Origin of the sequence: Aliivibrio salmonicida LFI1238 (assembly GCF_000196495.1) — a bacterium.
Taxonomy (GTDB): Bacteria; Pseudomonadota; Gammaproteobacteria; order Enterobacterales; family Vibrionaceae; genus Aliivibrio; species Aliivibrio salmonicida.
On sequence record NC_011312.1, the window covers coordinates 1,326,932 to 1,353,635 of the forward strand.

19 protein-coding genes and 4 pseudogenes are annotated in these 26,704 nt (G+C 38.3%); 16 read left to right on the forward strand and 7 right to left on the reverse strand.

The features are described from left to right. Positions 1-63: 63 nt before the first annotated feature. Entirely contained in the window at positions 64-1,362 is a 1,299-nt protein-coding gene (brnQ, locus tag VSAL_RS06620; RefSeq protein ID WP_012549952.1) for a branched-chain amino acid transport system II carrier protein, read from the forward strand. A gap of 275 nt (positions 1,363-1,637) precedes the next feature. After that, positions 1,638-2,150: a DUF2127 domain-containing protein gene (locus VSAL_RS06625; protein ID WP_012549953.1), complete on the forward strand. Its 513-nt coding sequence runs from the start codon at positions 1,638-1,640 to the stop codon at positions 2,148-2,150. Between the two features lie 105 nt (positions 2,151-2,255). On the opposite strand, the gene VSAL_RS06630 is transcribed toward VSAL_RS06625, so the two are convergent. Together VSAL_RS06630 and VSAL_RS06635 are read right to left on the reverse strand one after the other, a co-directional pair. Beyond that, positions 2,256-5,012, reverse strand: a complete 2,757-nt coding sequence (locus tag VSAL_RS06630) for an outer membrane protein (protein ID WP_012549954.1) — start codon at positions 5,010-5,012, stop codon at positions 2,256-2,258. Positions 5,013-5,223: 211 nt separating this feature from the next. Next, the gene (locus VSAL_RS06635; protein ID WP_012549955.1) at positions 5,224-5,814 is read right to left on the reverse strand and encodes a porin family protein; all 591 of its coding nucleotides are present in this window, start codon (positions 5,812-5,814) and stop codon (positions 5,224-5,226) included. Positions 5,815-6,187: 373 nt separating this feature from the next. Between VSAL_RS06635 and VSAL_RS06640 the strand changes: the two genes are divergently transcribed. Further along, a complete protein-coding gene (locus VSAL_RS06640; RefSeq protein WP_012549956.1) occupies positions 6,188-7,096 on the forward strand; it encodes a winged helix-turn-helix domain-containing protein in 909 nt (302 codons plus the stop codon). Next, the gene (locus VSAL_RS06645) at positions 7,087-7,569 is read left to right on the forward strand and encodes a hypothetical protein (protein ID WP_012549957.1); all 483 of its coding nucleotides are present in this window, start codon (positions 7,087-7,089) and stop codon (positions 7,567-7,569) included. The genes VSAL_RS06640 and VSAL_RS06645 overlap by 10 nt, the downstream gene beginning before the upstream one ends. A 40-nt stretch (positions 7,570-7,609) precedes the next feature. On the opposite strand, the pseudogene VSAL_RS06650 reads toward VSAL_RS06645, so the two are convergent. Then, positions 7,610-7,895 (reverse strand): annotated as a pseudogene (locus VSAL_RS06650) (GNAT family N-acetyltransferase). Positions 7,896-8,356: 461 nt separating this feature from the next. Between VSAL_RS06650 and VSAL_RS06655 the strand changes: the two are divergent. From VSAL_RS06655 to VSAL_RS06675, 5 genes and pseudogenes are all read left to right on the forward strand, one after another. Continuing rightward, entirely contained in the window at positions 8,357-9,670 is a 1,314-nt protein-coding gene (locus tag VSAL_RS06655; RefSeq protein ID WP_012549959.1) for an anaerobic C4-dicarboxylate transporter family protein, read from the forward strand. Between the two features lie 268 nt (positions 9,671-9,938). Further along, on the forward strand, positions 9,939-11,744 hold the full coding sequence (locus VSAL_RS06660) for a choice-of-anchor I family protein (RefSeq protein ID WP_012549960.1): 1,806 nt from the start codon (positions 9,939-9,941) through the stop codon (positions 11,742-11,744). A 233-nt stretch (positions 11,745-11,977) separates the two neighbouring features. After that, the gene (locus VSAL_RS06665) at positions 11,978-12,910 is read left to right on the forward strand and encodes a TAXI family TRAP transporter solute-binding subunit (protein WP_012549961.1); all 933 of its coding nucleotides are present in this window, start codon (positions 11,978-11,980) and stop codon (positions 12,908-12,910) included. Between the two features lie 83 nt (positions 12,911-12,993). Next, positions 12,994-14,133, forward strand: a pseudogene (locus VSAL_RS06670) (TRAP transporter permease); the annotation flags it as partial. A 309-nt stretch (positions 14,134-14,442) separates the two neighbouring features. Then, entirely contained in the window at positions 14,443-15,543 is a 1,101-nt protein-coding gene (locus tag VSAL_RS06675; protein WP_012549963.1) for a transporter substrate-binding domain-containing protein, read from the forward strand. Positions 15,544-15,564: 21 nt separating this feature from the next. Here VSAL_RS06675 and VSAL_RS06680 read toward each other — a convergent pair whose 3' ends face one another. Further along, complete coding sequence (locus VSAL_RS06680) at positions 15,565-16,428, reverse strand: LysR family transcriptional regulator (protein ID WP_012549964.1); 864 nt, start codon at positions 16,426-16,428, stop codon at positions 15,565-15,567. Positions 16,429-16,591: 163 nt separating this feature from the next. Between VSAL_RS06680 and VSAL_RS06685 the strand changes: the two genes are divergently transcribed. Together VSAL_RS06685 and VSAL_RS06690 are read left to right on the forward strand one after the other, a co-directional pair. After that, the gene (locus VSAL_RS06685; RefSeq protein WP_012549965.1) at positions 16,592-17,527 is read left to right on the forward strand and encodes a LysR family transcriptional regulator; all 936 of its coding nucleotides are present in this window, start codon (positions 16,592-16,594) and stop codon (positions 17,525-17,527) included. 286 nt (positions 17,528-17,813) lie between these two features. Further along, complete coding sequence (locus tag VSAL_RS06690; RefSeq protein WP_012549966.1) at positions 17,814-19,019, forward strand: NupC/NupG family nucleoside CNT transporter; 1,206 nt, start codon at positions 17,814-17,816, stop codon at positions 19,017-19,019. Between the two features lie 96 nt (positions 19,020-19,115). On the opposite strand, the pseudogene VSAL_RS23795 reads toward VSAL_RS06690, so the two are convergent. Continuing rightward, positions 19,116-19,382: pseudogene (locus VSAL_RS23795) on the reverse strand (hypothetical protein); the annotation flags it as partial. Between the two features lie 472 nt (positions 19,383-19,854). Here VSAL_RS23795 and VSAL_RS06695 point away from each other — a divergent pair. From VSAL_RS06695 to VSAL_RS06715, 5 genes and pseudogenes are all read left to right on the forward strand, one after another. Continuing rightward, on the forward strand, positions 19,855-20,298 hold the full coding sequence (locus VSAL_RS06695) for a hypothetical protein (RefSeq protein WP_012549969.1): 444 nt from the start codon (positions 19,855-19,857) through the stop codon (positions 20,296-20,298). 534 nt (positions 20,299-20,832) lie between these two features. After that, entirely contained in the window at positions 20,833-22,272 is a 1,440-nt protein-coding gene (locus tag VSAL_RS06700) for a S8 family peptidase (protein WP_083799284.1), read from the forward strand. A 77-nt stretch (positions 22,273-22,349) separates the two neighbouring features. Beyond that, the gene (gene tnpA / locus VSAL_RS06705; RefSeq protein ID WP_012548925.1) at positions 22,350-22,664 is read left to right on the forward strand and encodes an IS66 family insertion sequence element accessory protein TnpA; all 315 of its coding nucleotides are present in this window, start codon (positions 22,350-22,352) and stop codon (positions 22,662-22,664) included. Continuing rightward, the gene (gene tnpB, locus VSAL_RS06710; protein ID WP_012548924.1) at positions 22,661-23,008 is read left to right on the forward strand and encodes an IS66 family insertion sequence element accessory protein TnpB; all 348 of its coding nucleotides are present in this window, start codon (positions 22,661-22,663) and stop codon (positions 23,006-23,008) included. The genes tnpA and tnpB overlap by 4 nt, the downstream gene beginning before the upstream one ends. Before the next feature lie 71 nt (positions 23,009-23,079). Beyond that, positions 23,080-24,568: pseudogene (locus tag VSAL_RS06715) on the forward strand (IS66-like element ISVsa2 family transposase). Between the two features lie 391 nt (positions 24,569-24,959). Here the strand turns inward: VSAL_RS06715 and VSAL_RS06720 are convergent. Both VSAL_RS06720 and VSAL_RS06725 read right to left on the reverse strand, forming a co-directional pair. Further along, positions 24,960-25,532 carry a TetR/AcrR family transcriptional regulator gene (locus tag VSAL_RS06720; protein WP_012549970.1) on the reverse strand — a complete coding sequence of 191 codons (573 nt, stop codon included), beginning with the start codon at positions 25,530-25,532 and terminating at the stop codon, positions 24,960-24,962. Between the two features lie 129 nt (positions 25,533-25,661). Next, a complete protein-coding gene (locus VSAL_RS06725) occupies positions 25,662-26,570 on the reverse strand; it encodes a glucosaminidase domain-containing protein (RefSeq protein WP_012549971.1) in 909 nt (302 codons plus the stop codon). Positions 26,571-26,704: the final 134 nt, after the last annotated feature.

The following is a 26,704-nucleotide window of genomic DNA, read 5'->3' on the forward strand; positions in this document are numbered from 1 at the left end:
CTAATCTGACGGTCCACAATAAAGCTAATAGGGCACAGCCCAATAGCAATAAGGACTTGTACATTGAAAAAACACAACTTGCTTGCGATTGGTCTAATGACGTTTGCCATGTTCCTTGGTGCAGGAAACATCATATTCCCTCCTTTTCTTGGCCTTGAAGCAGGCACTCAATTTCTCCCTGCAATGCTCGGCTTTTTACTTACCGCGGTTGGACTTCCAGCATTAACGCTGATTGTTTTAGGGCGACTGAGTAACAGTGGTCAACTAACTCAAGCGTTACCGAAACCATTGGCGATTGCTTTTTGGGTATTACTTTTTATTGCAATTGGTCCTGCCTTCGGGATGCCACGAGCAGTAACGGTTGCGTATGAAATGGGGATTAAGCCCTTCTTTACCGGTGACCACCTAATGCTTTTCTCGGTTATGTTTGTGGGAGCTACGTTATTGTTGGCTTTCCAAAGAGGTAAGTTGGTGGATTACATTGGTAAAGTCATGACGCCACTGCTTGTTCTTATGCTAGCCGCGTTAGCGTTAGCGGCCATTATTACGCCATTAGGTGTTCTTGGTGAGCCGAGTGCCAGTTATCAGCATAAAGCCATCACAAGCGGTTTGATCCAAGGTTACATGACAATGGATGCGATTGCGGCTGTTGGATTTGGTTGGGTCATCATTAAAGCCATTCGTGATAAAGGGTGTGAATCACCAAAAGATGTTTTTCAAGCAACGCTTAAAGTAACGTTGATTTATGCGCTGCTAATGTCGGCGTGTTATTTAGCCATGGCTTATGTTGGTGCGACATCAACGTCTATTGCTGAAGGCGCAACTAATGGTGGTGAATTACTAACGCGTTATGTTGCTGAGATATTTGGACCACTAGGTCAATACTTATTAGCAGGTATTATTATTATGGCGTGTTTAACGACGACGGTAGGGTTGACGAATGCATGTGCTGAGTACAGCCAACAAACGTTCCGCACTCCGTTTGCGATTACCGCGATTATCGTTACAGCGATGACAGGCGTTGTTGCTAACTTCGGATTAGAGCAAATCTTGGCTATCAGCTTACCTGCTATACTCATATTATGTCCGGTAGCGATTGCTTTAGTATTAGCGGCGTGGTTTTTACCTACGACAAAACACAATACTATTTCATACGTTAGTGTTGTGATGATTAGCGTTGTATTTGGTGGGTTAGATGCACTGCATATTTTGGGTTTATTGTCTGATTCTTTATCTGCATCATTAACTCATTATATTCCTCTCTTTTCGGCTCATGCGAGTTGGTTTTTACCTGTAGTGATAACTGTATTTATTAGTCTATTACTAAACCGAAAATCGAGTGCATTAGAGTCATCGAACTAAGACTAGATAAAGGCAAATAAAGCGGTTAATAGATAAGATCCCTATGAGTTTACATTAGGGATCATTCACTATTGAGAATGTGCTTAAATCGCTAATTTATGAGTTAATCGTTGGTTTAGTTAACATATCGTTACTTTCAAATGTTTATTGTAAATGCGTTTATTATCTTAATTGTTAATATTAACGATAGGGCTACAACTTAAAGTTTTTCCTGCTTCTATGTGTATTTATAAGCTTTTAAAAATAGAATTTAGGGGGGATACTCGTGCTATTAAATGACTTTTTCTATAAGAGAAAGTGTTGAGTTGAAAGAGGTTAATGTGACAACAATAAAGAAAGGGCTACGTGCGGTTGCCATATTGGAAGCCAGTAAGGGGATAATGTCTCTATTGGTTGCTTTTGGGGTGCATGCTTTAGCGGATCATAATTTACGACATTTAGCTGAATTAATAGTGAGCCGTTTACACTTAAATCCAGCAAGTCATTTACCTAGTGTATTTATTGATGCTGCGAGTGGATTAACTGACGCTAAAATCATGTTATTTACCATTGGTGCGGTGGTGTATTCAATCATTAGGCTTGTTGAAGCTTATGGACTATGGCGAGCACAAGTATGGACTGAATGGTTTGCTTTAGTAAGCGGGGCTATCTATATCCCTTTTGAACTTTATGAAATTATCTTCCGTACAAGTATTCTGAGTTTTGGTGCATTCATTATTAATATCATTGTTGTGGGATACATGGCTTATGTGATCCTCGATAAGAAAAAAGTCACGCCAATATCCTGATCGTTAATTTATCTTCAAATACGCACTGAATAAGTTTCGTCATAAATACAAAAATCCCCTTATTTGTTGAGAGTAAGGGGATTTTTGGTACTTATAGACTAGCGATTATAATGGAACGGATAATCCGGCTTGGAAGCTGTTCTTATCAGTGATTGGGTTTTCATCATTGTGAATATATTGAGTGTAAAATCCAATAGGCAATACATTCATTATTAAGGTATCAAAATGAAGCCCAACAACGCCTTGGTTAATAGCTACGTCACCCAGAGTATTTACATTGCCTAAATCATAACGTCGGTAAGAAAATTCAATCATCTCACGACGCAATGATATTGGGCCTTTGAAAGAATAAGCTGATAGGTTAATCACTTTTGAAAGTGTTAACTCAGCCAAGCTAGCAGTTTCAGCAAAAGCATCGTCTTTAAGTGACGGCATAATAAAGCTACTAGGATCGTTATTTATAAAATCACTGCCTTGTGTTAGCTCTACACCTCGACGCTCATATATCCCTGCTTTGTTTGTATCACTGCCTGAATACTTTCCTGATAAGTTAATGTAAAACTCTGAAGGTAAATCAGTGCCAAAAGACAGCGAAGCACCGTGAATAGCATCGTGTCGGTCTTGAACGCCATAGAGTGAAACCGCGGCTTCTTTGTTTAATAACCAACTATTACCGTAATGCTCTGTTCGAGAAATATCTAACTGAGCAGATAAAGGTTCACGTTCATCTAATTTGTAATCTTGATAGAAATTACTCGAGATTTCCGCATTCCAAAACCCTGTTTGCAGGAAAGGCAAACGTAACTGAGCAGCAACACCGCTACTGCGAGTCTGATCTTTTTGGATATTATTATCAGAGTAATTATCATTTAAGACATAATAAGCACGAACACCACCCATAATGAAAAATTGATTATTGCTGAAACCAGCACCGATCAAATCACTGTATTCATCATCATTCATTGCCCAAAGACTATAGGTGCTGCGCTCTAGAGGATCAGTAAACTCAAACGTCGCGTTATAACGTAGTTTTTGTTTACTCTCGCCGTTATCGTCTTTCTCTGTTGCTGCTCCAACCGTTAATGCACCTCGGCTGTAATGAATGTTGTTGAACAGTCCATAAGAGGTGTCTGTATTGAGCTGTTTGTCTTCAAGGTTGGCTAATTTTTGTTGTTGTTGATCGGCTAGACCGCCTTTGTCATCCCAAAAAAGCTTAACTTGATAAGGCGCTTCTTCCGTTATCTCCATATCTTCGACAACATAATAGTAATCATCTGCAGAGATCGCGGTTGCTAGTACCTTGTCATCATTAATCAATCGGGCATCAATCACGTTGTCTGCACTAAGCACACGCTCAACTTTGCCATCTTTAGTTCGATAAAGAGAGCTACCTGTTTCAGTGTTTGCGATAAAGTAAACTCTGCCTGAGCTATCCACATCTTTAACGATGGTATAGAAAGCGGGTAGGGTTAAGAGCGCTTCTTTGTTGCGATATAACGTGCGGTCATTGCCTTTTTGGACAAAGTAATAGAGGTTGTCATTTTTAACTAAAACCGATGAATTAACAGCGCTGTAAAACTTGTCGCCAACATAGAGTTGAGGTTGAACAAAAGACTCCGTGGTTTTGAAATACACGTCTTTGCCGTTGCTCATATAGCCTTGATGAACTCGGCCTTCGCTGCCTTCTTTAATTTGAGCATCGTTATTAAATAAACCTTGAGTCGTACGCCAAACCGAAGTACGACGTCCTGAAACCGTATAGTATTTATCTTGGTTGTAATAGACTTTCCCCATATCTAGGCTGCTGCTTTCTTTTGTTACTTCATTATTGGTTAAATCATAATGAACAAGCGTTGGCGCACGAACCGCGGTAGGGTTGGTTAAGAAAAGAATATTGCCTTGTTGGGTGTTGAGTTCACCATAGTATTTAGAACGCGCAACGATTTCCCCTTGCGCCAATTGCATCTCTTTTGCTTCTTGGGCTTCTTGTTTAACCCACGCCGCAAACGTGGTATCAAAATCTTCTCCAACCGTTTGTTTCATTGGTTTGTTGACTTGGAAAGGCCATAACCAATGCTGAGAGCGGTTTTTGAAGAACTTATTAGTGACATCTAGGCCGTAAGTTTCTGCTAGATAATATTGGTACTGAGAACCGAAAACATAAGTACTCTCTCCATACGGGAAGAAAAGGCTGTCGTTATAAAGGCGCTCTGGCGATAAGTTACCGGCTTTAGCGTGTACATGTGTCATTGCTCGGTATCGACCACTATAAAGTCGCCCCCCTTGACCATGCCAAGATTCATTTAAAACCGCATTACCCTCAAGCATAAAGCTTGAAGCGGTTGAGTTAGGTAATACCGCAGGAATAAGACCAATAGGTCCAATAGAACCATTGTGAAGAACTGCAAACATCGACTTAGAGACTACATTGTCTTTGGCGTTCATTTGATAATCATGAGCCGTTTCATGAAATAACAAGGTATCGAGCCAAGAGCTTGATGAGAAATAGTCGGGAAGTTGTGCGCCACCCATATAGTTGATTTGGCGATTGAGCGGATATTGAGTTGAAAAACCATTAGCGATTTGATTGTAAGATGACATCAAACCGACATTTAAACGGTCATCCATTTGATACCCAAAGGTGTCCTCATAAGCTGGCTGTAATATGCTTTCAATACTTGCAGCATGCTCTGCGTGCTGTTTGTTTTCTTCGGTGAAAATAAGGCGAGTATTACGCACGTCTTGGGTGTAGTAATCCTGATCTTGTGCAACACCTGCTTGATTAGGCGTTACTAATGGCGCTGAATGCGCAAGAGTCGGAACTGCAATCAATAACGTTAATCCAGTAAGAAATATCTTCATTTAAATTCTCTTAATATGTTTAAGGTTGTGTTATCTAATATTGATTTAAACAAACGGTCGATGAAAAATTCAATGGAATGACATTAGGTGAGATAAATAAATTATAGGTCTATTTTTAACGTCATATTGTTATTCGAGTTGAAATAAAAAACGGGCAATCAAAAGTTCCCCGTTTTTATTCGTATCCTAGCCTAGCCAACAATCGTTATTATTAGAATTTGTAAGTTGCGCCAGCGTACAATGTACCAATTGTCATTGCGTAATCATCATCGATATTATTACTGCCAGAATCAACAACAAAGAGGTCGCCTTCATAAGCAACACGGAAGGCAAGGCCACCTAATGTTTTAGGTGTATATTCAACACCTGCACCATAGTGGAAAGAAGTACCGCTATCGCTATCAGAAAGTCCGTATGCTTTTCCTGATTGTTCTATTGAACCTAGGCCAGCAATAGCAAATGGTCTCCAACCGCTGCCAAAGGTATAACCTACGTTTGCGGCAAGTGATACAGAAGAATGCTCAACGGTTCCGTTAATAGGAGAGTTATAATGGGTAAGTTTTAAATCACCGTATTTTGTATATTGCATTTCTACTGCAACAATGCGGTTAAACTGGTAGCCACCAATTAATTTAAAGGTAGAGTCATTATCATTAATGTTAGCTGAACCAAAGCCACCATCATCATCAAAATCAGTCGTACCAAAACCACCGCCTAAGTAAACGCCAGAGACATCATTTGCTGCGGCATTTGCGTATGAACAAGCAGACAGTAACGCTAATAATAGTATCGGTTTTTTCATTTTGTTGTTCCGTATAAATCTTATAGGTAAAGTTAACTACATAGTAAATAGACGATGAAAATAAACTAAATGAGTTCCACACTAAATACAAATATGTGAATTTTGTTTGATTTATTATTTCAGTTTAAAAAACTAAATTGATTGATAACTAAATCTGTTGAAAGATAAGAGTTATTTAATCCATTGTTTTATAAATAATTCGTAGATTTGCATTTCAAAGTTATAGTGAATCGTTGATTTGTATTCTTTTTTCGGTAGACTGACGCATTAGTATAAAAAAACGTAACGAAATGTTCATTTTGGTTACATTACATCTGATTTTGTTTTCAAATAAGCAAAATAACTCAATAGAATTAACTGTCGTTAGGCTCAAATGCAGAAAATCACAATTGTAAATTTGGTTTTAGAACCCGCGACAAGAAGGTTAAGTAATAATGCGGATGATGCAATCATACTTAGGCCTTTGCCTTATAACGTCTTCACATTATTGTTAGAGCAAAAAGGAAATTGCATCGATCGTGATGAACTGTTTGATGTTTGTTGGGAAGGGGCGATTGTTACCGATCAAGCCTTAACGAATGTTATCTCCGGATTAAGACGTAATCTTATCCAATTAGAGGCAGAAGGCATTGCGATAAAAACCGTTAGTAAAGTAGGGTATTTACTGACCGTAGATGAAACCGTCGTTATGCAACCGGTAATTGAACCCAAAATTATACCGCCAGTTATTGATAATATCGAACCGAAAGCCGTTTTGGTGTCTCCTCAAGCTGAGGACCCCTTAAGGGTTCATGATAATGTCGCAATCAGTAACGATGTGCAGGTGTTGCCGACGACTGAAGTTGGTCGTTCTCGCGTGCGATTATTAACAAAGCCTTCTTTGAAATCGGCATTAATCGCCTTTTGTTTATGCTCACTAATCGCTGCTGTGTGCTGGTATGAGAAAGCATCGTCTGTTCCTTATTTTTTAGTGAAAGAAAATTACAATCATTTTGAGATAAAAAATACAGATTTCTACATACTCAATAACACAAGAGGTAAAGATAATATTGAGGCGATTCAATCGGGTCTTGAGTCTTTAAATTTAGTTGAGTGTAATGCTGAAATTTATATCCGTATGTATGACTCTGTGTACGATGACGATACTTACTCATTGAAAGGGTATATTGTTGCAAAAAACAGCAACCGAAATAGCAATTATTCATTAAGTAAGTTTTCACATGAAAATTTACCGACCATTATTGCGAACGGCCTAAAAAGAGCGAAATTAATATGCGAATAGTAAATCTAGTTCTATTCTTAATTTTAATTGGAGCTGGTATTTATAAATGGATGCCTGAGAATACCGAGTTTTCTGGGACCCGTTGGTCTTGCAATGAATTGTCGACGGGCTTCACTTCAGCACCTTATGAAAAGTATCAAGAAATTCTTGAACGAGATTTATTTGATTTTGCTTCGTCTTCGAATTTAACACTCTATCAATCCGGGGAATTAGTGTTTAAAAACGGAGAGAGGGAAAAGTACGAATTGCTTTATGAATTAGGGTACAAAACGGTTGCTAAGAATAAAATATCACTGGTTTATAAGAAAATAGATTGGCATAGACAACCTAAGAATGCGCCTATTTTTATTCGAGATATTGAATCCCTAAAAGGATTTGAGTTTGATCTAAAATATATGATTGATGATGATCAATTGTATTTCCAGAATCGTATTAAAAATGAAGATAAGAATTTTGTCGGTTTTGCTTCTTAAATAAAAGAAGAGGTAGTTGTTAATTACCTCTCCTCCCTTATTACTTCACATCAAACGTCATCGAATACTCCATGCATCCAGTATGCTCATCCGCTTGTTCACTCTTCACTGAAAACCCCTGCTTTAAGTAGAATTGGTAACTGGCTTCGTTTTGTTTATAGACAGATAAGCTTAGTGCATTTCGTTGCTGTTTAGCGTGCGTCATTAATTGTTGCCCAATGCCATTGCCAAAACTCTTCAGCCACAAAATCGTGCGCTTTAATTGATGTGTTAAGCCAAATGCTGAGAACTTGATTGATGTCTGTTGCATTGTATTTTCTGATAATAGTATTAAGAAATTCCTATTTCGTATGTTGAAAAGAGTATGAATGAACAATGATGATTAGCATTGAATATTTACGACAGAATGCGTTATTTTAATAAATTAGCGCGTTTTTTGTTTACTTATTGTAGAGGAATGAATTAAGTGACAAGTAAGATAGGGTTTGGCAATGGCTATTTATAGAGTAAAAAATACGGCATGAATAGTATTCAGTATACTGATTTTTTGATTAAAAATAGTAACCAAAGTAAATTAAATGTTATTTATTTGTGTTTTAAATTTATTTAAATAACAAGCAATTACATATATTTTATTTATATAATTCTTAATGATGTGTGATCTGCAGCTATTTATTAAACTAATAACCTGATTATTATCCTCTCGATTTTTGGAGTTTAAATTACGCTCAATTAACGTCGTAATTTAAAAAATAGTTATATAAAAGCTATCATCAGGGAGATTGATGTGTTTTTAATTGAGTTTTTAATCGTTCTAGTTTGTATTTTAATTGGTGCTCGTATTGGCGGCATCGGCTTAGGTGTCATGGGAGGTATTGGTTTAGCAATACTGAGTTTTGTTTTTGGATTACAACCAACAAGTCCACCTATTGACGTAATGTTAATGATCATGGCGGTTGTTGCAGCTGCTGCAGCGATGCAAGCGGCGGGCGGTCTTGAATATTTAATTAAGATTGCATCACGTATTTTACGTAAAAATCCACGTCACATTACCTTTATTGCTCCTTTAGTGACGTACATGTTTACTTTCTTAGCAGGTACAGGGCACGTTGCTTATTCTGTATTGCCTGTTATTTCAGAAGTGAGCCGTCGTAGTGGTATTCGCCCAGAACGTCCGCTTGGTATGGCGGTTATCGCATCACAATTTGCTATTGTAGCAAGTCCGATCGCGGCAGCGGTTGTTGCTTTGGTTGCTTTTTTAGAGCCGCAGGGAATTACTCTTGCTGATGTACTAATGATTACGATCCCAGGAACTTTCTGTGGTTTAGCACTGGCTTGCGTCATCGTAAACAAGCTAGGTAAGGATCTAAAAGACGATCCTGAATATCAGCGTCGTATGCAAGATCCTGTCTTTCGTAAGGAAATGGAAGCAGAAGTTAAAGTTGAAGAGATTGAGATTAAACCGGGCGCTAAAAAAGCCGTGGGTTTATTCTTATTTGGCGCAATTGTGGTTGTTATTATGGGCGCGTTCCCATCATTACGTCCTAACTTTAATGGCTCACCTATGGGAATGGCACATACGATTGAGATCGTCATGTTAGCCATGGCAGCGTTGATTATTTTACTTTGTAAGCCTGATGGTAATGAAATAACCCAAGGTTCGGTATTCCATGCGGGTATGCGTGCAATTGTGGCTATCTTTGGTATTGCATGGTTGGGTGATACGTTTATTGCGGGTCACGACATTATGGTAAAAGAAGCGGTTTCAGGGTTAGTTGAAGTAGCGCCATGGACATTTGCTTTTGCATTATTTGGCTTATCAGTAATGGTAAACAGCCAAGGGGCAACCACTGCGGTACTTGTGCCTGTTGCGATTACTTTGGGTCTTCCACCTGAAGTGATTATAGCTACTTTTGTTGCTGTAAATGGTTATTTCTTTATTCCTAACTACGGTCCAATTATCGCTTCTATTGATTTTGACCGAACAGGAACAACCAAGATTGGTAAGTATATCTTTAACCACAGTTTCATGATCCCTGGTTTATTGAGTATGGTTTTTAGTATCATATTTGGTTTTGTTTTTGCGAGTATGGTTCTATAGTCATTAATTATAGCCATTAAACTGTACGTCGTACTTATTTGTTGTTATTATGCACGGGAATGAAGTATTAATGGTTTCCATTACTAACTTCGTCTTTGGCTAGCAATAAAAATAAGAATATAAAACTCGGACTTATAAAAGTGATGAGTATAAAAAAGGCAATAGCATCGAGCTATTGCCTTTTTGTCTTTAATTCGCAATAAATCCGAAAACAAACTGTCACATAACCATTCTATGATCGCCAAATCAAATTGATCATGGAGGATATATGAATCGTAATACTCTCACTTTAACCACATTAGCGGTGGTCACTTCAGCATTGTTAGGTTGTAGCCAGCAATCAAATATACCAACATCAGAAAATACATTTTCAGCAATAGACACTTTTGGTATTCAATGTAAATCACAAGAAGAGCCAAAGCGCGGCAGTTCAGGCATTCGTGGACTGACATTCGTTGGTTCATCCATCGCTGATGCCCCCTTTGTTACCTCTGCAGCAGAGATCGTCAGTTACGACTCGTGTACTGATAAGTTGTATGTTGTAAACGCTCAAGCCAAAAAAATTGATGTATTAACCCTTGATGCCAATAGCCAACCAAAGGCGGCAGGGTATATTGATCTTCAATCAGCAGCGAAGCGTTCTGGTATTGAGATTGGTGCAGCAAACAGTGTCTCTGCTCATCATGGGTTAGTTGCTGTTGCGGTTGAAAACAAAGATAAACAGAAGAATGGCATTATTGCTTTGTTCCGATCGGATTCTCTTGAACTACTCACGACATACCCCGCAGGTGCTTTGCCTGATATGGTGAGTTTTTCCAAAGACGGTCGTTATATTGCAGCAGCGAATGAAGGGGAGCCGAGTGCCGATTATTCAATTGATCCAGAAGGCAGCGTAACGTTAATCGATATTGCTAATGGCCCATTAAATGCGTCAGTTATTCAACTTGATTTTAATGCGTTTGATATGGGCGGCTCGCGTCATTCAGAGTTAACAGATAAAGTTCGTATTTCTGCACCGACGGCAAGCGTTTCTCAAGATCTTGAGCCTGAATATTTAACTTTTTCAGATAACGGTAAGTTGTATGTCGCATTACAAGAGAACAATGCATTAGCCGCGATTGATGTAGAAAGTGCATCGATTGATGGTATTTTCGGTTTGGGTGGAAAATCATGGGAAAACGCTCAATTAGACGCTTCAAATAAAGATAAAACACTAGGAAATTTCCAAAATTACCCAATGCTTGAAGGGTTGTATATGCCAGACAGCATCACAAGTTATAGCGTTAATGGTAATACTTATATTGTGACGGCTAACGAAGGTGATGGCCGAGAATATGGGGTCCAAACAACCCAGAAACAGTGTGATGAAAAAGCGTATGAGTGGGATGGAGATGACTACAAGGGCACTGCCGAATATGCGACTAAACAAGATTTTTGTATTGCTTACGTTGATGAGATTCGTGGTAAAAAATTAGATGTTGATAATAATCATCCATTAGCATCGGCATTGAAAGATAAAAATCAGCTAGCCCGTTTAAAAGTGGTTAAGCCGCAAGGCATGTTAGCGGCTGATGAAAAAGTACAAGCGTTTGGCAGTCGTTCATTCTCTATATGGGATGAATCTGGTGAATTTGTTTTTGATAGCGGCGATGAATTTGCTCGTATCGTGTTTGAGAAGAATAAAGAAAACTTCAATAGTACGAATGATAATAACAGCAGTGCTGATGACCGCAGTGATGACAAAGGTGCCGAGCCAGAAGCGATTGAGGTAGCAAGTATTAATGGTCGTCAATATGCATTTATTGGCCTAGAGCGTCAAGGCGGTGTGATGGTATACGACGTAACAAAACCGAAAGAATCTCGCTTTATTACGTATGTGAATAATCGTAATTTTGATGAACCAGTGTGTACCCAAGTTGATGCCGAGGGCGAATGCCAAAATGGGATCTACAATCCGAAAGCAGGGGATTTAGGGCCTGAATCCATTAAGTACTTTACTCGTTTAGGTGATCATTTTATCGCCGTGGGTAATGAAGTCAGTGGGACGACTTCTGTGTACCGTATCGATATGTAATTTCCCTCTATAATAAAAGTAAAACAGAGAGAAAGGCAATCAGCGTGTGTTGGTTGCCTTTTTTGTTTTTACAAAATTAGATAGACACAATAACTTAACACTAAGTTCACATTTGCAATGTAATTTATTGGACTTTCATTTTACCGCGGGTAATGTGAGCTTGCTGATAAACTAATCTATTATAAACATTTTATGTAGAGTCTTTGTCTGAATAAATATTAATAATCAAGGAGATGATTGTGTTTAAACGTAACTTACTATTGGCTTTATTATTTATATTGCCATCAGCAGTGAACGCTGAGAACTATTCAATTGGTACGGGTGGGCAGAGTGGGATCTATTATCCGTTTGGTGGTGCGTTAGCAAAAGTGTGGTCAGAACATGTACCCGATGTGAATGCGAAAGCTGAAGTGACAGCCGCTTCAGTAGAGAACACAATCAAAGTGGTACGTGGCGATATGATCGCAGGTATCGCAATGGGGAATGTCGTGCTTGATGCCTACAATGGCAAAGGTAAATTTCCGAAAAAAATGCCAGTAAACACCCTTTTTGCACTGTACCCAAACCTAGTGCATACACTAACTCTTGAAAAATCAGGCATTACGTCATTATCACAATTAAAAGGCAAGCGAGTGTCTTTAGGGGCTCCTGCCAGTGGTACGGCTGTGACGTCTGCTGCTTTGCTTGAATCTTTAGGTATTGATGTGAAAAAAGACATTGATGCCGTGTATTTAAATTATTCTGAAACGACTAATGCGCTTGCGAATGGTCAAATTGATGCTGGCTTTATTGTGGGTGGTCAAGGCGTAGGGGCGGTAACTCAAATCGCGTTAACGCATAAAATTAAAGTGCTTTCAATTACACCAGAAGAAAGTGCAATGTTCATGAAAAAATACCCTGCATACAGCACGTACGATATGCCTGCTGGTGTATACAACAATGTAGGTGAAGTATCGACATTAAGTGTATGGAACGTATTGGTTGTAAACGCAAAAATGAGTGATGACATGGCATACAACTTAACCAAAGCCGCTTTTGAAAATATCGGCGATGTTCGTAAAGTGGTTAAAATGGCAGAGATGACAACACCTGAAAATGCAGATCGCTTACAAGGTGTCCCTCTTCATCCTGGTGCTCAAAAATATCTTGATTCAATCATAAAATAATAAGCGCCAAATACACGCAAAACGAAAGGGTAAGTGTCTCGCTTGCCTTTTCTTCTTTTCTGACTTTATCCAAAGGCATTAATATGGATATTATGACCGATAAAAATCAACCTGATATAGAGCATTTACCTCATGAAAAAACGGTGACAGTGTTCGGGTACCTTATTCTAGGGATTGCTGTAGCACTCTCAATGTTTCAAATTTGGCAGGGCATTAGCTCGACCATTTCTGCGACGTATTTTCGCCCTATACATCTTTGTTGGGTGCTTGTTCTTATTTTTTTGCATTACCCATTAATTAGTAATCGAAAAAGCCATTTATATCTTGTAGGCCGAGTCGTTGATCTCGCTTTATGTGGCCTGATTGTCTTCGCTGCTTATCGAATGTCGATATTTGATTACAACGACATCAACCATCTATTCTATGGATTACAACTGTCCGATATGATTGCAGGGTGTTCATTGATTCTCTTATTAATGGAAGGATGTCGTAGAACGGTTGGTTGGGTGATGGTGCTTATCGCGGTATTATTCTTATCTTACAGTGCGTTTGGTGACTTATTACCGAGTGGCTTTGCGATAAAGTCGTACTCTCTGCAAGAACTCATTCAATTTCAAATCTTTTCGGCTAACGGTATTTTTGGTTCAGCCTTAGGCATTGCAGCAACAACGGTTTTTATCTTTGTTTTATTTGGGGCATTTTTAGAAGTCACAGGAGCAGGAAAATTCTTTATTGATTTAGCATTCTCTATTGCGGGTAAATATCGTGGTGGCCCAGCTAAAGCAGCCGTATTGGCCTCGGCAGGGTTAGGATCTATTTCAGGCTCAGCGATAGCAAACACGGTAACCACCGGCTCAATTACCATTCCTATGATGAAAAAGCTGGGTTATAAACCAGAACAAGCTGCAGGGATTGAAGCGGCGGCCTCAACGGGCGGGCAAATTATGCCACCAATCATGGGGGCAGGTGCGTTTGTAATGGCACAGTTTACCGGTGTGCCTTACAGCGAAATCATGTTGGCTTCTATCGCACCTGCGATTTTGTATTTCTTCTGTACTTTGTTATACGTACATTTAATGGCGTGCAAATTAAACCTAAAAGCAGTGAGTCGAACAGAAGCCGTAATGAGCGTGATGAAAGATGGCGCGCACCATTTAATTCCATTAGCACTGATCACAACATTACTTATGATGGCTTACTCTCCATTATTGGTCGGTGTGGCTATTGGCCTTTTTTACCATTCCACTAATTATGCTGAACCCTTTTGGCGCTGGTTTTCTTGGTATTGTTATTATGGTCGGTTTGATTTTAGTTCAGTGGAAAGGCAGAGGGCGATCCAATCAGAGTTAGTCTTTTATCATTACATAACTCATCTTAATTAAAATCCTCTTTGGTTATCAGAATCAAAGGGGATTTTTTGTATTTATTGCTGAATATTGAGATCTATAAGTCGAAGAATCACCATTCAACTGCTACCTTTTAATAAGAGAATCAATTCAGTAGGGCGTTTCGAGGATACATGGGAGAGTGGTATGTTTGATGAGAAAAGGGGTTTCCGTCATTGTGTTATTTCAATGGTTATTTTCGTGGCGGCGATGATTGGAGGAATAGAAAAAAGCCAAGCGAATACTGAGCTCAAAGTAGGGACATATCATTGCCCACCGTTTATCTTTCACGACAAAGGTCAAGAGTTTGAAGGCCTAAGCATGACGTTATGGGAACGTATTGCTGAGATCATGGGCGCGACTTATACCTTACAGAACTACGAACTTGATGATTTGTTGTTAGCCTCAGAAAAAGGCGACATTGACGTTGGGATATCGTGTATCTCTATCACGCCTGATCGTGAGGCTCGGGTCGATTTCTCTCATTCTTTCTACGAAACGCATCTGGCTATTGCGGTGAAAAGCCGTAGCTATTTCGATACGTTTATTAGCATTGTCACTAACCCGACTTTATGGAAAGCGATAGGTATTTTTTTCACTGTTGCGATTAGCGTCGGTGGGTTCTTTTATTTGTTAGAACGAAAAAATAATGACAAATTATATTCAATGCCAACCAAGAAAGGTCGCTTGGCAGAAGCGTTGATCTTAGGGGTTTTATTCATCACAAAAGGTCCTTTTAATTACTTTGAATTTAAAACCTTATCAGCACGAGTGATGACGGTATTGATCGCAATGTTCTCCACAGTATTCATTGCCAGTATCACCGCTATTTTGACCAGTTCACTCACATTAGAGCAATTAAGATTTGATGTGAAAAACGTGAATGATTTATCTAAGCTCAGAACAGGTGCAAAGCAAGCCACAACGGCATCACTCTTATTGGCTGATCACAGCATTGCTCATGAAAATTATCAAACCATGGATGAGTTATTATTGGCATTAGAGAATGATCAGGTTGATGCTATTGTGGCGGATGATGCGGTATTACGGTACATGATAAAACAAGGTAAAAATAAGCAATTGTTTAACGAATTAGTCGTACTTCCTTATCAGTTAGAAAAACAAAATTATGGCCTAGTGTTAATTGAAAACAGTGAATACGAAGAAGAGATCAATCGGGCTTTATTACAAATTCGTGAAACGACAGAGTGGCATCAGATCTTGTTAGAGTATTTTACTGAGAAGTAGCATTGAATGATTAATCGTATTTTATTGTTCAAACATGTCTACGGAATGTTGATATAACCAAGAGTAGGCTTGACCAATGTTATTGTTTTTTATAACAACACGGTCTATATGTAACAACCAATTTTTTTCTTCTGAGTCTAAATCTAATATTTTTAACACGTTATTTTTTTTAGTTAGATGGTCAGGAACAAATCCCCAAGAATCATTAACCGTTAATAACGATTGCAGAGCACTAGCATTGTTCGTTTTAGTCACGGAAGATGAAAAATGAACATTCCAAGGGCTATGCATATTAGTCAGTAGTATTTGATGGTATCGCTTTAATTCATTGAGATGAATAGAATCTTGTGAATGCAAGGGATGATTATTATTGGCTACCATCGAAATAGGTAAATAACCCACCAAGCCAAGTTCTACTTTTTGAGGAAGAGCATCGTCACAGAGCATAAACCCTATAGAGGCTTTTCCTTGGGCGACTAATTCAGAGATATCTTTATTTTCTGCGATATTAATATGCAACTCTGTATGAGGGAAATACAGATAAAACTCATTGATTACGTTAAAAAATGTAGGTGTTAATAGTAACTCATTAATTACGATGGTTAATGTATCTTCAACTCCGAGGCTAAAAGAGTGAAGCATGGTTTCAATGTCTTTTGCCTGAGATAATAAATGGATAGATTGGGTATACAAGCGCTTGCCATGGGGTGTCAATGTAGGAAGGCGTGTCGAGCGATCAAATATCTCCACTCCCGTATCTATCTCTAAATTAGCAATAGCAGTACTAACGGCTGATTGCGCTTTTCCCAATTTTCGAGCAGCGGCAGAGAATGAACCACACTCGACACAAAGAATCAGAGTTTCAAGTTGCTGGAGATTAAACATATTAACCCATCTATTATTCAGATAATAACGAGTTAGAGTGTATCAAATTATCACATGATAATGCATGAGCGTAATTAATACTTATAAGGTTATTTTACTTAATAGACTAAGTAGATGTTATTATCTGCCGCCCAGATCCCCTTTGAGTTAAAGGACAAGAGAGATGCATGATCGTGCCAGCCAAATGGTGATATTTTACGCCCTAGCCAAAGCGGGAAGCTTTACTGCTGCCGCAAAACAAATGGGCGTATCTACCTCTCATGTGAGTAAACAGCTGGGAATATTAGAAGCAGAGCTTAACGTTAAGTTAGTACAGCGCACGACACGCTCGTTAACACTGACTGATGCAGGGCAACAGTTCTATTTGTATTGTGAAAAGATGTACAGTGCGATGACAGAAGCCAGTGCAATTATGGATAATGAACGTGATGAGGTCGCGGGTATCTTGCGTTTAGGGTTATCACAGTCTTTTGGTACCATGCACATTATCCCAGCGATAGATAAATTACGTCACCAATATCCAGATCTTCAGGTCGAAGTTCGTTTGTTCGATCATCGTGCTGATATGCTTAAAGACGGTCTAGATCTCTGGGTAACCAACTTTGAAGACTTACCAGAAGGTTACGTTGCACAGCGATTAGCGGATTCGCATTTTGTATTGGCAGCATCACCTGATTATTTGATTGATAAAGCGGTTCCTCATCATCCTCAAGATCTCACTGAGCACAATTGCTTAACGTACCAAAGCCGTCACCGTGACTACAGTAATTGGGATTTCAGTAAAGGTAATGAAGCATTGTGTGTGAAGGTATCTGGTAATTACTGTGTCGATTTAGCTGAAGCGGTAAGAGATGCCGCGATTTCAGGATGGGGCGTGGCGTATTTAGCCAGTTACTTACTTACCAATGAGTTTAATGATGGCAAATTGATTCAGCTTTTACCCGACTGGAAAGCGAGTCAAAAAATGCCAATTTACGCGGTTTACCCAAGCCGTAAACACCTGCCAAGAAAGATAAGTGCGGTGATTGATTTTTTACGAGAGCACATTGGACAACCGCCATATTGGGACAAAACGCTAATGAAACGGGTTAAGTTATAATCAACGTTTGATGCGTTCAATATTGTCATTGATTAAATAAAACACAGCGCAATGATGTCTTTTTAATCAATGACTTAAATCTATTATCAGTCTTGAAATAAATATCTTTTCCATATGGCAATAATCGCCTTTCTATATTCTTTTCTTATGCTATAAATCAATCAGTTAGCCATACCTACAAAATGTGATATAAATCACCATTAACAGAGTGTTAGCAAACCAGACTTGCACGCAAACCTTTGCGCATTAGAATGCAGGCTCATTTTCGATAGCACAGGTTTCTATCATGACATCTTTCCTTGGTATTTTTGCCATTTTACTATTTGCTTACCTATGTTCGACTGATCGCCGTAATATCCCTTTGAGAACCGTTTCTTTGGCGTTTGGTCTACAAATTTTATTTGCTCTGTTGGTACTTTACGTTCCAGCAGGTAAAGAAGTTTTAAACTCAGTAACCGCAGGCGTTTCGGGCGTTATTGAATATGGACAAGAGGGCATTGCCTTTTTGTTTGGTGGTTTAGCCACGGGTAAAGTCGGCTTTGTATTTGCCGTTAATGTTCTTGGTATTATCATCTTCTTCTCTGCCCTTATTTCTGCGCTTTACCATCTTGGTATTATGCCTAAAGTGATTAACTTTATTGGTGGTGGCTTACAACGCTTATTGGGTACAGGTCGTGCTGAATCACTTGCTGCGACTGCTAACATCTTTGTAAGTATGGTTGAGGCTCCACTTGTCGTTAAACCTTACTTGAAGCACATGAGTGATTCTCAGTTCTTCGCCGTAATGACCTGTGGTTTAGCGTCAGTGGCTGGCGGTACGATGGTTGGTTATGCATCATTAGGTGTGGATCTTAACTTCCTTATCTCAGCGGCATTCATGTCGGCACCGGCTGGCTTATTGATGGCAAAAATGATGGTGCCACCGGGTGACGAAGAGAACAATGACGATGAAATTACCTCGGTAGAAATCGATCATGCAACGAATGTATTTGAAGCGTTAGCAGATGGTGCAATGTCAGGTCTTCGCATTGCCGTGGCTGTTGGTACAACGTTGCTCGCGTTTGTGAGTGTGATTGCATTATTAAATGGTTTGTTAGGGCATATAGGTGACTTCTTTGGTTTAAAACTAAGTTTTGAATTGATTCTTGGTTACGTATTTGCACCTGTGGCTTTCTTACTTGGTGTGCCGTGGAACGAAGCGATCCTTGCGGGTTCATTGATTGGTAATAAGATCGTCGTGAATGAGTTTGTTGCCTTCATCCAGTTGATGGAAGTGAAAGATCAATTAAGTGATCATTCAGTAGCTATTGTGACTTTTGCCTTGTGTGGTTTTGCAAACATTTCAACCATGGCGATTTTGATTGGTGGCTTGGGAAGTTTAGTGCCAGAGCGCCGTTCATTCATTGCTAAAATGGGTTTCAGAGCAATCACTGCGGGTGTATTAGCGAACTTAATGAGTGCTGCAATTGCGGGTGTGATTCTTTCTTTATAGAAACGCACAGTAAGTTGATTAAATAGAAAAGAGGCGCTCAATTGAGAGCCTTTTTTTTCGCTAATCTTGGCGTTATTAAGAAGTAGGGTAGAGACTTTAGAAATACAATCCAACACCAACAAGGGAACCTTGAGACGCGGTGTTATAAGTGAATGTGCCTTCATTATCATAATCAACCCAAGTGGATTTATACGCCATGTTTAAATCTGACCATTCGTTCATTTCATATCGCACCCCAGTTAATACGGAACTTGTGAAGCTGGTATAGCCACTTAACCCTGCATCAATGTCGTTATTCTACCAATGTATATCAAACATATAATCAATAGAGCCAAAATCGTATTGATAACGTTTTACCCCTTGTCATTTTCACATCCTTGTTTTTAGATTGTTTTTTGTTCTTCTTCATTCTTCATATAAAGCCTAATGTATAAAAAAGAGACATCCAGAATGAGATAGAAAAATAAGGAGTCATAACAATTAACAATACGCGGACAAATAAACACTAGACCGACTGGTTTGTATTGTATATTCTGTAGCCAATCTAATAACGAGGTGTTTTATGAAAAATGAAACGATGATTGAAGGTATGGAACATTTATTTACAACAATGAAGGTGCCTTTTAATGGAGTAGAAGAACCTGATTCAAGGTAATCATCATGAACACGAATGATTCGTTACTTTTTACACGAAAAAGCAGTGATGACGAACGGTGAAGAGCACCAAATAAAACCTCTGTTTTCTGTCAAAGGTAATGATTTTAAAGTTACTTGATGAGTATTATTAGAAAGTAATTCCATACTAAGTTTGTAACCACTTTTTGAGAGTTGAATTATGTTAGAACGTTTTTTTGAAAAAACCATGAAAGCCTATTTATTGGGGACAGGATTTTTAACCGCAACTGCATTCATGACGTTTTTAGCGCCAGAATGGAGCATGAAAAATATCTTTTTTTATAATGAAGCAATGATGGAGAATAAAGAGTACTTTCAAGCAATTTATCAACATTGGGGTGTTATGATTGGTTGTATTGGTGTGCTGTTAATGTTCTCCGCTAAATATAAACAATTGCGTACTTCAACTATGATTTATAGTGCGTTTGAGAAATCAATGTTTGTTGGGTTATTCCTGTATAACGTATGTGTCAATGAGTATAGCTGGTTTTATGGATGGAGTGGTGGGTTCGTATTGGATAGCTTTGTTACTATCTACTCACTTGTTTATTTATATTATTATCTAACGCGTGATAAATTGAAAACACCAGCGCACTTACGTTAATTAGAACGTATCGTATTATTACATAATGTTTGATTTAAGGGCCTAGAGGGAGAAATATTTCTAGGTTTTTTTACTGATGAGTTCTAGAGACCCGTTAATACTTAAGGCTGATTAGAATTTCTGTCATCGGCGTTATCAATAATTTTTTAGTGTCTCTTATTTATTGAAACAATTGAAGTATGTTGATCTCTTTTTCAGAAAAAAATAAGGATATTTACACTCTATGGTTTTGTTGATCTAATATTTATCCCACCTGATTGATAGCTATAAAAATTAATTTTTATAAGTGGACAATAGACATTGTTGATAGAAACTAATAGAGTTTATTTTCTGTGATTTATTAGAATACATCTTGTTTCCTTTATTTGTTTATACTTGGTTGTCACTCGAATTGATAATATGAGTACGGTGAAATTAATTATTTCATATGTTAAAAAGTTTCCTATTGAGATCTAGTAATAAATGATCTTTTTATTATGTGCAATATTAATTATTGTGAAAATGCTTTACTGTTCAACAATAGGTAAATAACAAATGAAAAATATTAAACGCTCATTCATGTGCTTAGGTATCACTATCGCATTGAGTTCTAACGGTGTTTTGGCAAATAAAGTTAATGATGATATTAATAATATCGTCGAGACAAATCGAGTTATTATTAAATATAAACCGATGACATCTGATGTGTTAAATGTTGAGAATCAAGAAATTAGACAAGTAGATACTGCTGGCGTATTACACTCTGCGACAGGGAGTAAGAGTCGATATATCAGAACACTTTCTACAGGTGAAGAAGTATACGAACTGGATGAATGGAAAAACAGTGAAGAATTAGGTTTAATTTTAAACGGTTTAGAAGGTGATCCCCAAATAGAATTCGCAGAATTGGATTTGATACTACATCCATTAGATATGCCTAATGACCCTCGTATTTCTGAGTTATGGGGAGTTAGTAAGAACGATGGAGGCATAAACGCTGCGGGTGTTTGGTCAAGTTACACTGGTAAAAATACGGTCGTTGCTGTCATTGATACAGGTTATGCATCTCACTCTGATCTAGAATCGAATATGTTACCAGGTTGGGATTTTATTACCGACCCAATGATGGCGAATGATGGCGATGGCCGTGATAATGATGCTTCGGATCCTGGCGACTGGGTATTCGAAAGCCAGTGTAGACAGAATTCAAGAGCGAATGATTCATCATGGCACGGCACGCATGTTGCGGGTACTATTGCTGCCGTTGCCAATAATAATAAAGGAATTGCAGGGGTATCCTACGATGCCAAGATAGTTCCGGTTAGAGTATTAGGTCGTTGTGGTGGATACACTTCAGATATTGCTGATGGCATTATTTGGGCATCAGGAGGAGACGTACCGGGAGCGGATATTAATAGTAATCCTGCACAAGTGATTAACATGTCCTTGGGTGGTGAGGGGAGTTGCTCTCGTATTACTCAGAATGCAATTAATCTTGCGGTAGAAAAGGGGACGACAATTGTTGTTGCCGCCGGAAACAGTAATCGTAATGCTGATAATTATACCCCTGCCAGTTGTGCTAATGTCATTACTGTCGCCGCCGTTAATAATCTAGGCAGTCGTTCTTATTATTCAAATTTTGGAGAGGTTGTTGATATTGCAGCTCCTGGCGGTGAGTACACAAAAATAGGGAAAAAAGAGGCCATTTTATCGACGATTAATAATGGAAAAAAAGAACCGACAACTGAAGGATACTCATATTATCAAGGCACAAGTATGGCGGCGCCTCATGTTGCGGGACTCGCTGCTTTATTATATCAAGCCGATCCTATGATCATTCCAGGTAAAGTAGAAGAAATTATTAAGCAATCTTCACGTGAATTTCCAAATCCAAATCAATGTATTGGCTGTGGTTCTGGATTGGCGGATGCGAGTGCTGCAATTAAGTTGTTCAACACCGGAGATATACCTAAACCATCATTAGAAGAATGGTAAGCGTGCGGGGAACTACACCTAACAAATAAAATTCATTATGCGTATCTTACGATCTTTCATTTAACGAGAACGTAATTATGCAAAAAGATAAAAAGAGAACACCAGAGCAATGGCACGCTCTATTTGAATCTCAGCAATCTAGCAAGCTTAGTGCCGCTGAATTTTGTCGTAACCATAATATTCTGCCAAAGACATTTAGTGCACGTAAAGCACGATGGAAACAAAAGATTAACGCTTCTACTTTCTTGAAAGTAGAAGCGTTAACATCAACTATCATCGCCACTCCACAATTACCAGATATTCAACTTTCTATCGGAAAATTGCGATTAACATTGCCAGCTAATACTGAACCTCACTGGATAGGACTCTTATTAAAAGGGTATCAATCATGAATGTATTTACTGATGTTTCCACCATTTATCTTCATCGTGATTTTGTCGATTTTCGCAAGGCCATTAATGGCCTTGTCGTGATTGTTGAGCAAGAAATGCAACTATCACCGTTTAGTGATGCTCTATTTATATTTTGCAATAAGCCTCGTGATAAACTCAAAATATTGTATTGGGATAAAACAGGATTCGCTTTATGGTACAAGCGATTAGATGAAGACCGCTTCAAATGGCCACGAAATATAAATAACGATACGTTAGCATTATCAGAGCAGCAACTGACACTGCTATTACAAGGTTTTGATATCTTAGGACATCAACCAGTACATTATCAAACAACCCTTTAAATAGTTGATTCTCAGTCAAGAATAGGAGGCAACCGATTGATTACCTGTATTATCGTTATATAGTCATCTACATGACTGATAAAATAAAACCACTTCCTGATACCATTGACGAGCTGAAAGCACTTGTGCTTCAGCTTGAAAATAAATATAACCGTCTTCTAGAGCAATTTCGACTGGCTCAACATCAGCGCTTTGGTAAAAGCAGTGAATCTGACTCGACTCAATTTGATTTATTCAATGAAACAGAAGAAGAAATCATCATTGAAAATGATGACACACAAACGATTACCTACACTCGTCAAAAGCCAAAACGCCAACGCTTACCTGAAGACTTACCGCGTACTGTTATTATCCACGACATAAAAGATAAAACTTGTAAGTGTTGCGGTCTAGAGATGCATGCGATGGGTAAAGACATCAGTGAAAAGTTGGAATTTGTACCAGCTAAAGTGGAAGTTATTCAACATGTTCGTCCTAAATATGCTTGCCGAAATTGTGAAAAAAACAATACTTCAGTAGACATTAAACAAGCCTCAATGCCAGCGTCACCAATCCCTAAAGGGATTGCGACCGCAAGTTTACTTGCTCAAATTATTACGGCTAAATTTCAATACAGTCTTCCACTTTATCGTCAAGAAACGTTATTTCAGCAATGGGGTATCATTATTGGACGGCGAACGATGGCGGATTGGTTAATAAAATGCTCGGTACTATTTACCCCTCTTAATAACGAGTTACATCGTATTTTGCTTGAACAACCCACTCTGCATTGTGATGAAACAACGGTAAATGTGTTGGATGTTGAAAAAGCAAAATGTTATATGTGGGTCTACTGCTCTGGCTATGATTCTCCAGGCTCTGGTGTTTTGCCTGGAATTGTACTTTATGATTATCAATCTAGCAGGCATGGCTACCATCCAGTTAACTTTTTAAAAGGTTATAACGGGTATTTACATACCGATGGTTACCAAGGTTATGAACAAACTGAAGCGATTTTAGTTGGCTGTTGGGCACACGCACGTCGACGATTTATTGAGGCTCAACGTGTTCAAGTAAAAGGGAAAACAGGGAGTGCAGATTGGGTATTGAGTAAAATCCAAAAGCTATACCGGATCGAATCGTTATTAAAAGAGGCTTCCCCTGAAGCCCAAGTATGTTGCTAGGCAGACAGAAGCCCGCGATTTACTTAAAGAGCTCCGTGATTGGCTTGATAGCGCAGTTAGTCGAGTATCACCTAAAACAAAATTAGGTGAGGCGATTAGCTATACATTAAATCAATGGGATAAATTAGTTCGTTATATTGATGATGGATTGTTATCTATTGATAACAATCGAGCAGAGCGAGCGGTTAAACCGTTTGTTATCGGCCGGAAAAACTGGTTATTTTCGGGTTCAACGGCTGGTGCAGATTCAAGTGCAATGCTTTACAGCATTGTAGAAACAGCAAAGGCAAACGGATTAATCCCTTACGATTATATTAGGTATTGTCTAGATCGTTTATGTGTTGGATCGCCAGATATCGATTCACTTTTACCTTGGAATGTAAAAGACAAGGTGTAGTTCCCCGCACGCTTACGAAGAATGGGATAAAAATAAAATATATTTAAAAGGAAATGAAGTGTCACACAACAGCATTCGATTTGTATCAAAATGGTGGAATATAAATGAAATCCCAGGAGAAAATGAATGGGGTCCTTGGGAAGAAATAAAAAATTAATATATTTCGTTGTAAACAAGACAGTATAAGTAACATTTAATTTAAGCGGATTTTTTGTTGTAATTCCGCTTTATGTATATATCGTGAAGGTTAAAGTAATATAAAAGCTTATATGATAGAAATTAAGCCGATATTAATAAAGTGACCTGTTTTTCATTGATACTAATAATCGAATGTTTATTCGACTAATTATGCTCTTGCTTTATTTATTGAAATTATTTTTAATAAGGTTGATTAACATTTAAGAATGATTAGCGTGTCTTTCATTGCGTTATTAAGGATCTCTCTGCGTTTCTGCATTGCTGCTAACAGTGTGCTACCAAGCCATAAGCTATATATCATACGAGAGGTGTCTTCTGGATTTTGGATAGTAAAATCGTTCTCAGTATTACCTTGTTCAAAGAACTGAGCCATACGCTGAATCACTTTTTCTGCACCTTCAGCCATAACCATCTGCATCTTACCAGACGCTCCAGAGATTTCACCTGCCAGTTTTACCACGAGGCATTTAATATGGAAATCATCAGTCAATTTAGAGGTTGCCCAGTACTGGAAGTATGCTTTTACACGCTCATTGCGAGTCATTGAATCATCACTTAGAAATGTTTCTAAGATCGCTAAGTGTTCTTCAAAATAATCACTAAGTAAAGTCTCTCCAAAATGTTCTTTAGATTTGAAGTAATGATAAAAAGAACCTTTCGTTCCTTGGGCTTCATTGATGATTTTCATCAAGCCTACGCCAGCAAAACCATGTTCATTAATTAGTTTGAATCCTGCATCGAGCATAGATTGTCGCATGTCTTTCATCGTTATTTACCCGAGACCAAAGTAAGCTAGAAAGTGTAACTGGCTAGTATAGCAATCGTCTAGTTTAATTTGGTTGAAAATGTGTCAATAAAAAAGGTTGTAACATTAGTCAGTCACAACCTTTTCTTTTTATTTTGTAAATCGAATACGCAGTGGTGTCGTGTAATTAAACTCAACATTATCAAAACTGTCTAAATGATGATGTTTGATTAGTGCTTGTAAATTATCAACGTACGCTTGTCCACGGGTTGAATAATGAGACAGTGATTCAACCAACTCATAGCCTGATAACTTATTATCTTTGCGTAATTGTTGACGTAACGTCCAAAGATCATGGTAAGCCGATGTTGTGTTTAAGTTGTACATATAGCGCGCAGTACCTTCAAAAAGGTTATCAAATGCGGCTACTTTTACATGCCCACCAGGGGTACTTAAATACTTACCACCTTGAGATGACAGATGTTCACCAAATAAGCTATTACCATTGATAGCGAAGTAACTTGTACCCCAACCACTTTCATCGATACCTTGAGCAAGCACCATGCCTACAGGGATAACATCAAGATGAAGAAGTAACTCATCGATGTTGTTGGTGTTAACATCATAAGACGCCATTAAATTACTCATCCACAGACTTTCTTCTTTTGTCCATTCTGTTTTTGGTTGTTTGGATAATGAAATCGCTTCATTTCTAACGGTAATGATGTGCTTATTTACATCAATAATTGTTGGTAGTAATAAACGAATAAATCCTGATATTTTCTCTTCTACTGGTAATGAATTTAAATCATCAGGAAGATTTTCAACAAAGAAAACAGGGACCGTACTATTTTTTGTAATGTTGCTTAATTGGTACTGATGCTCTTTAAACTCACTAATAAGAGATTGTGCTGAGTGAATTGTTTCTACTTCCACCTCAGGATAAGGCTGGGTTATTTTCTCTGGAGAGAGGGGAAGCGACGTATTAGCGATCGCACTTGATGACGCAATTAATAACAAAGAGGCCGAAATATGTTTTAACTTTTTAGATAAAGACATTCATTGAGTTCCGTTTTCTATTAGATAAGCATTTGGTGTTTATCTATGGCGTTAATATTGGTTTATCCCAGAAAATTGCATTAGGGGGATCTAAAACGGCGCTATAATTAGCACCGTTTTTAGTGTTATTTAAG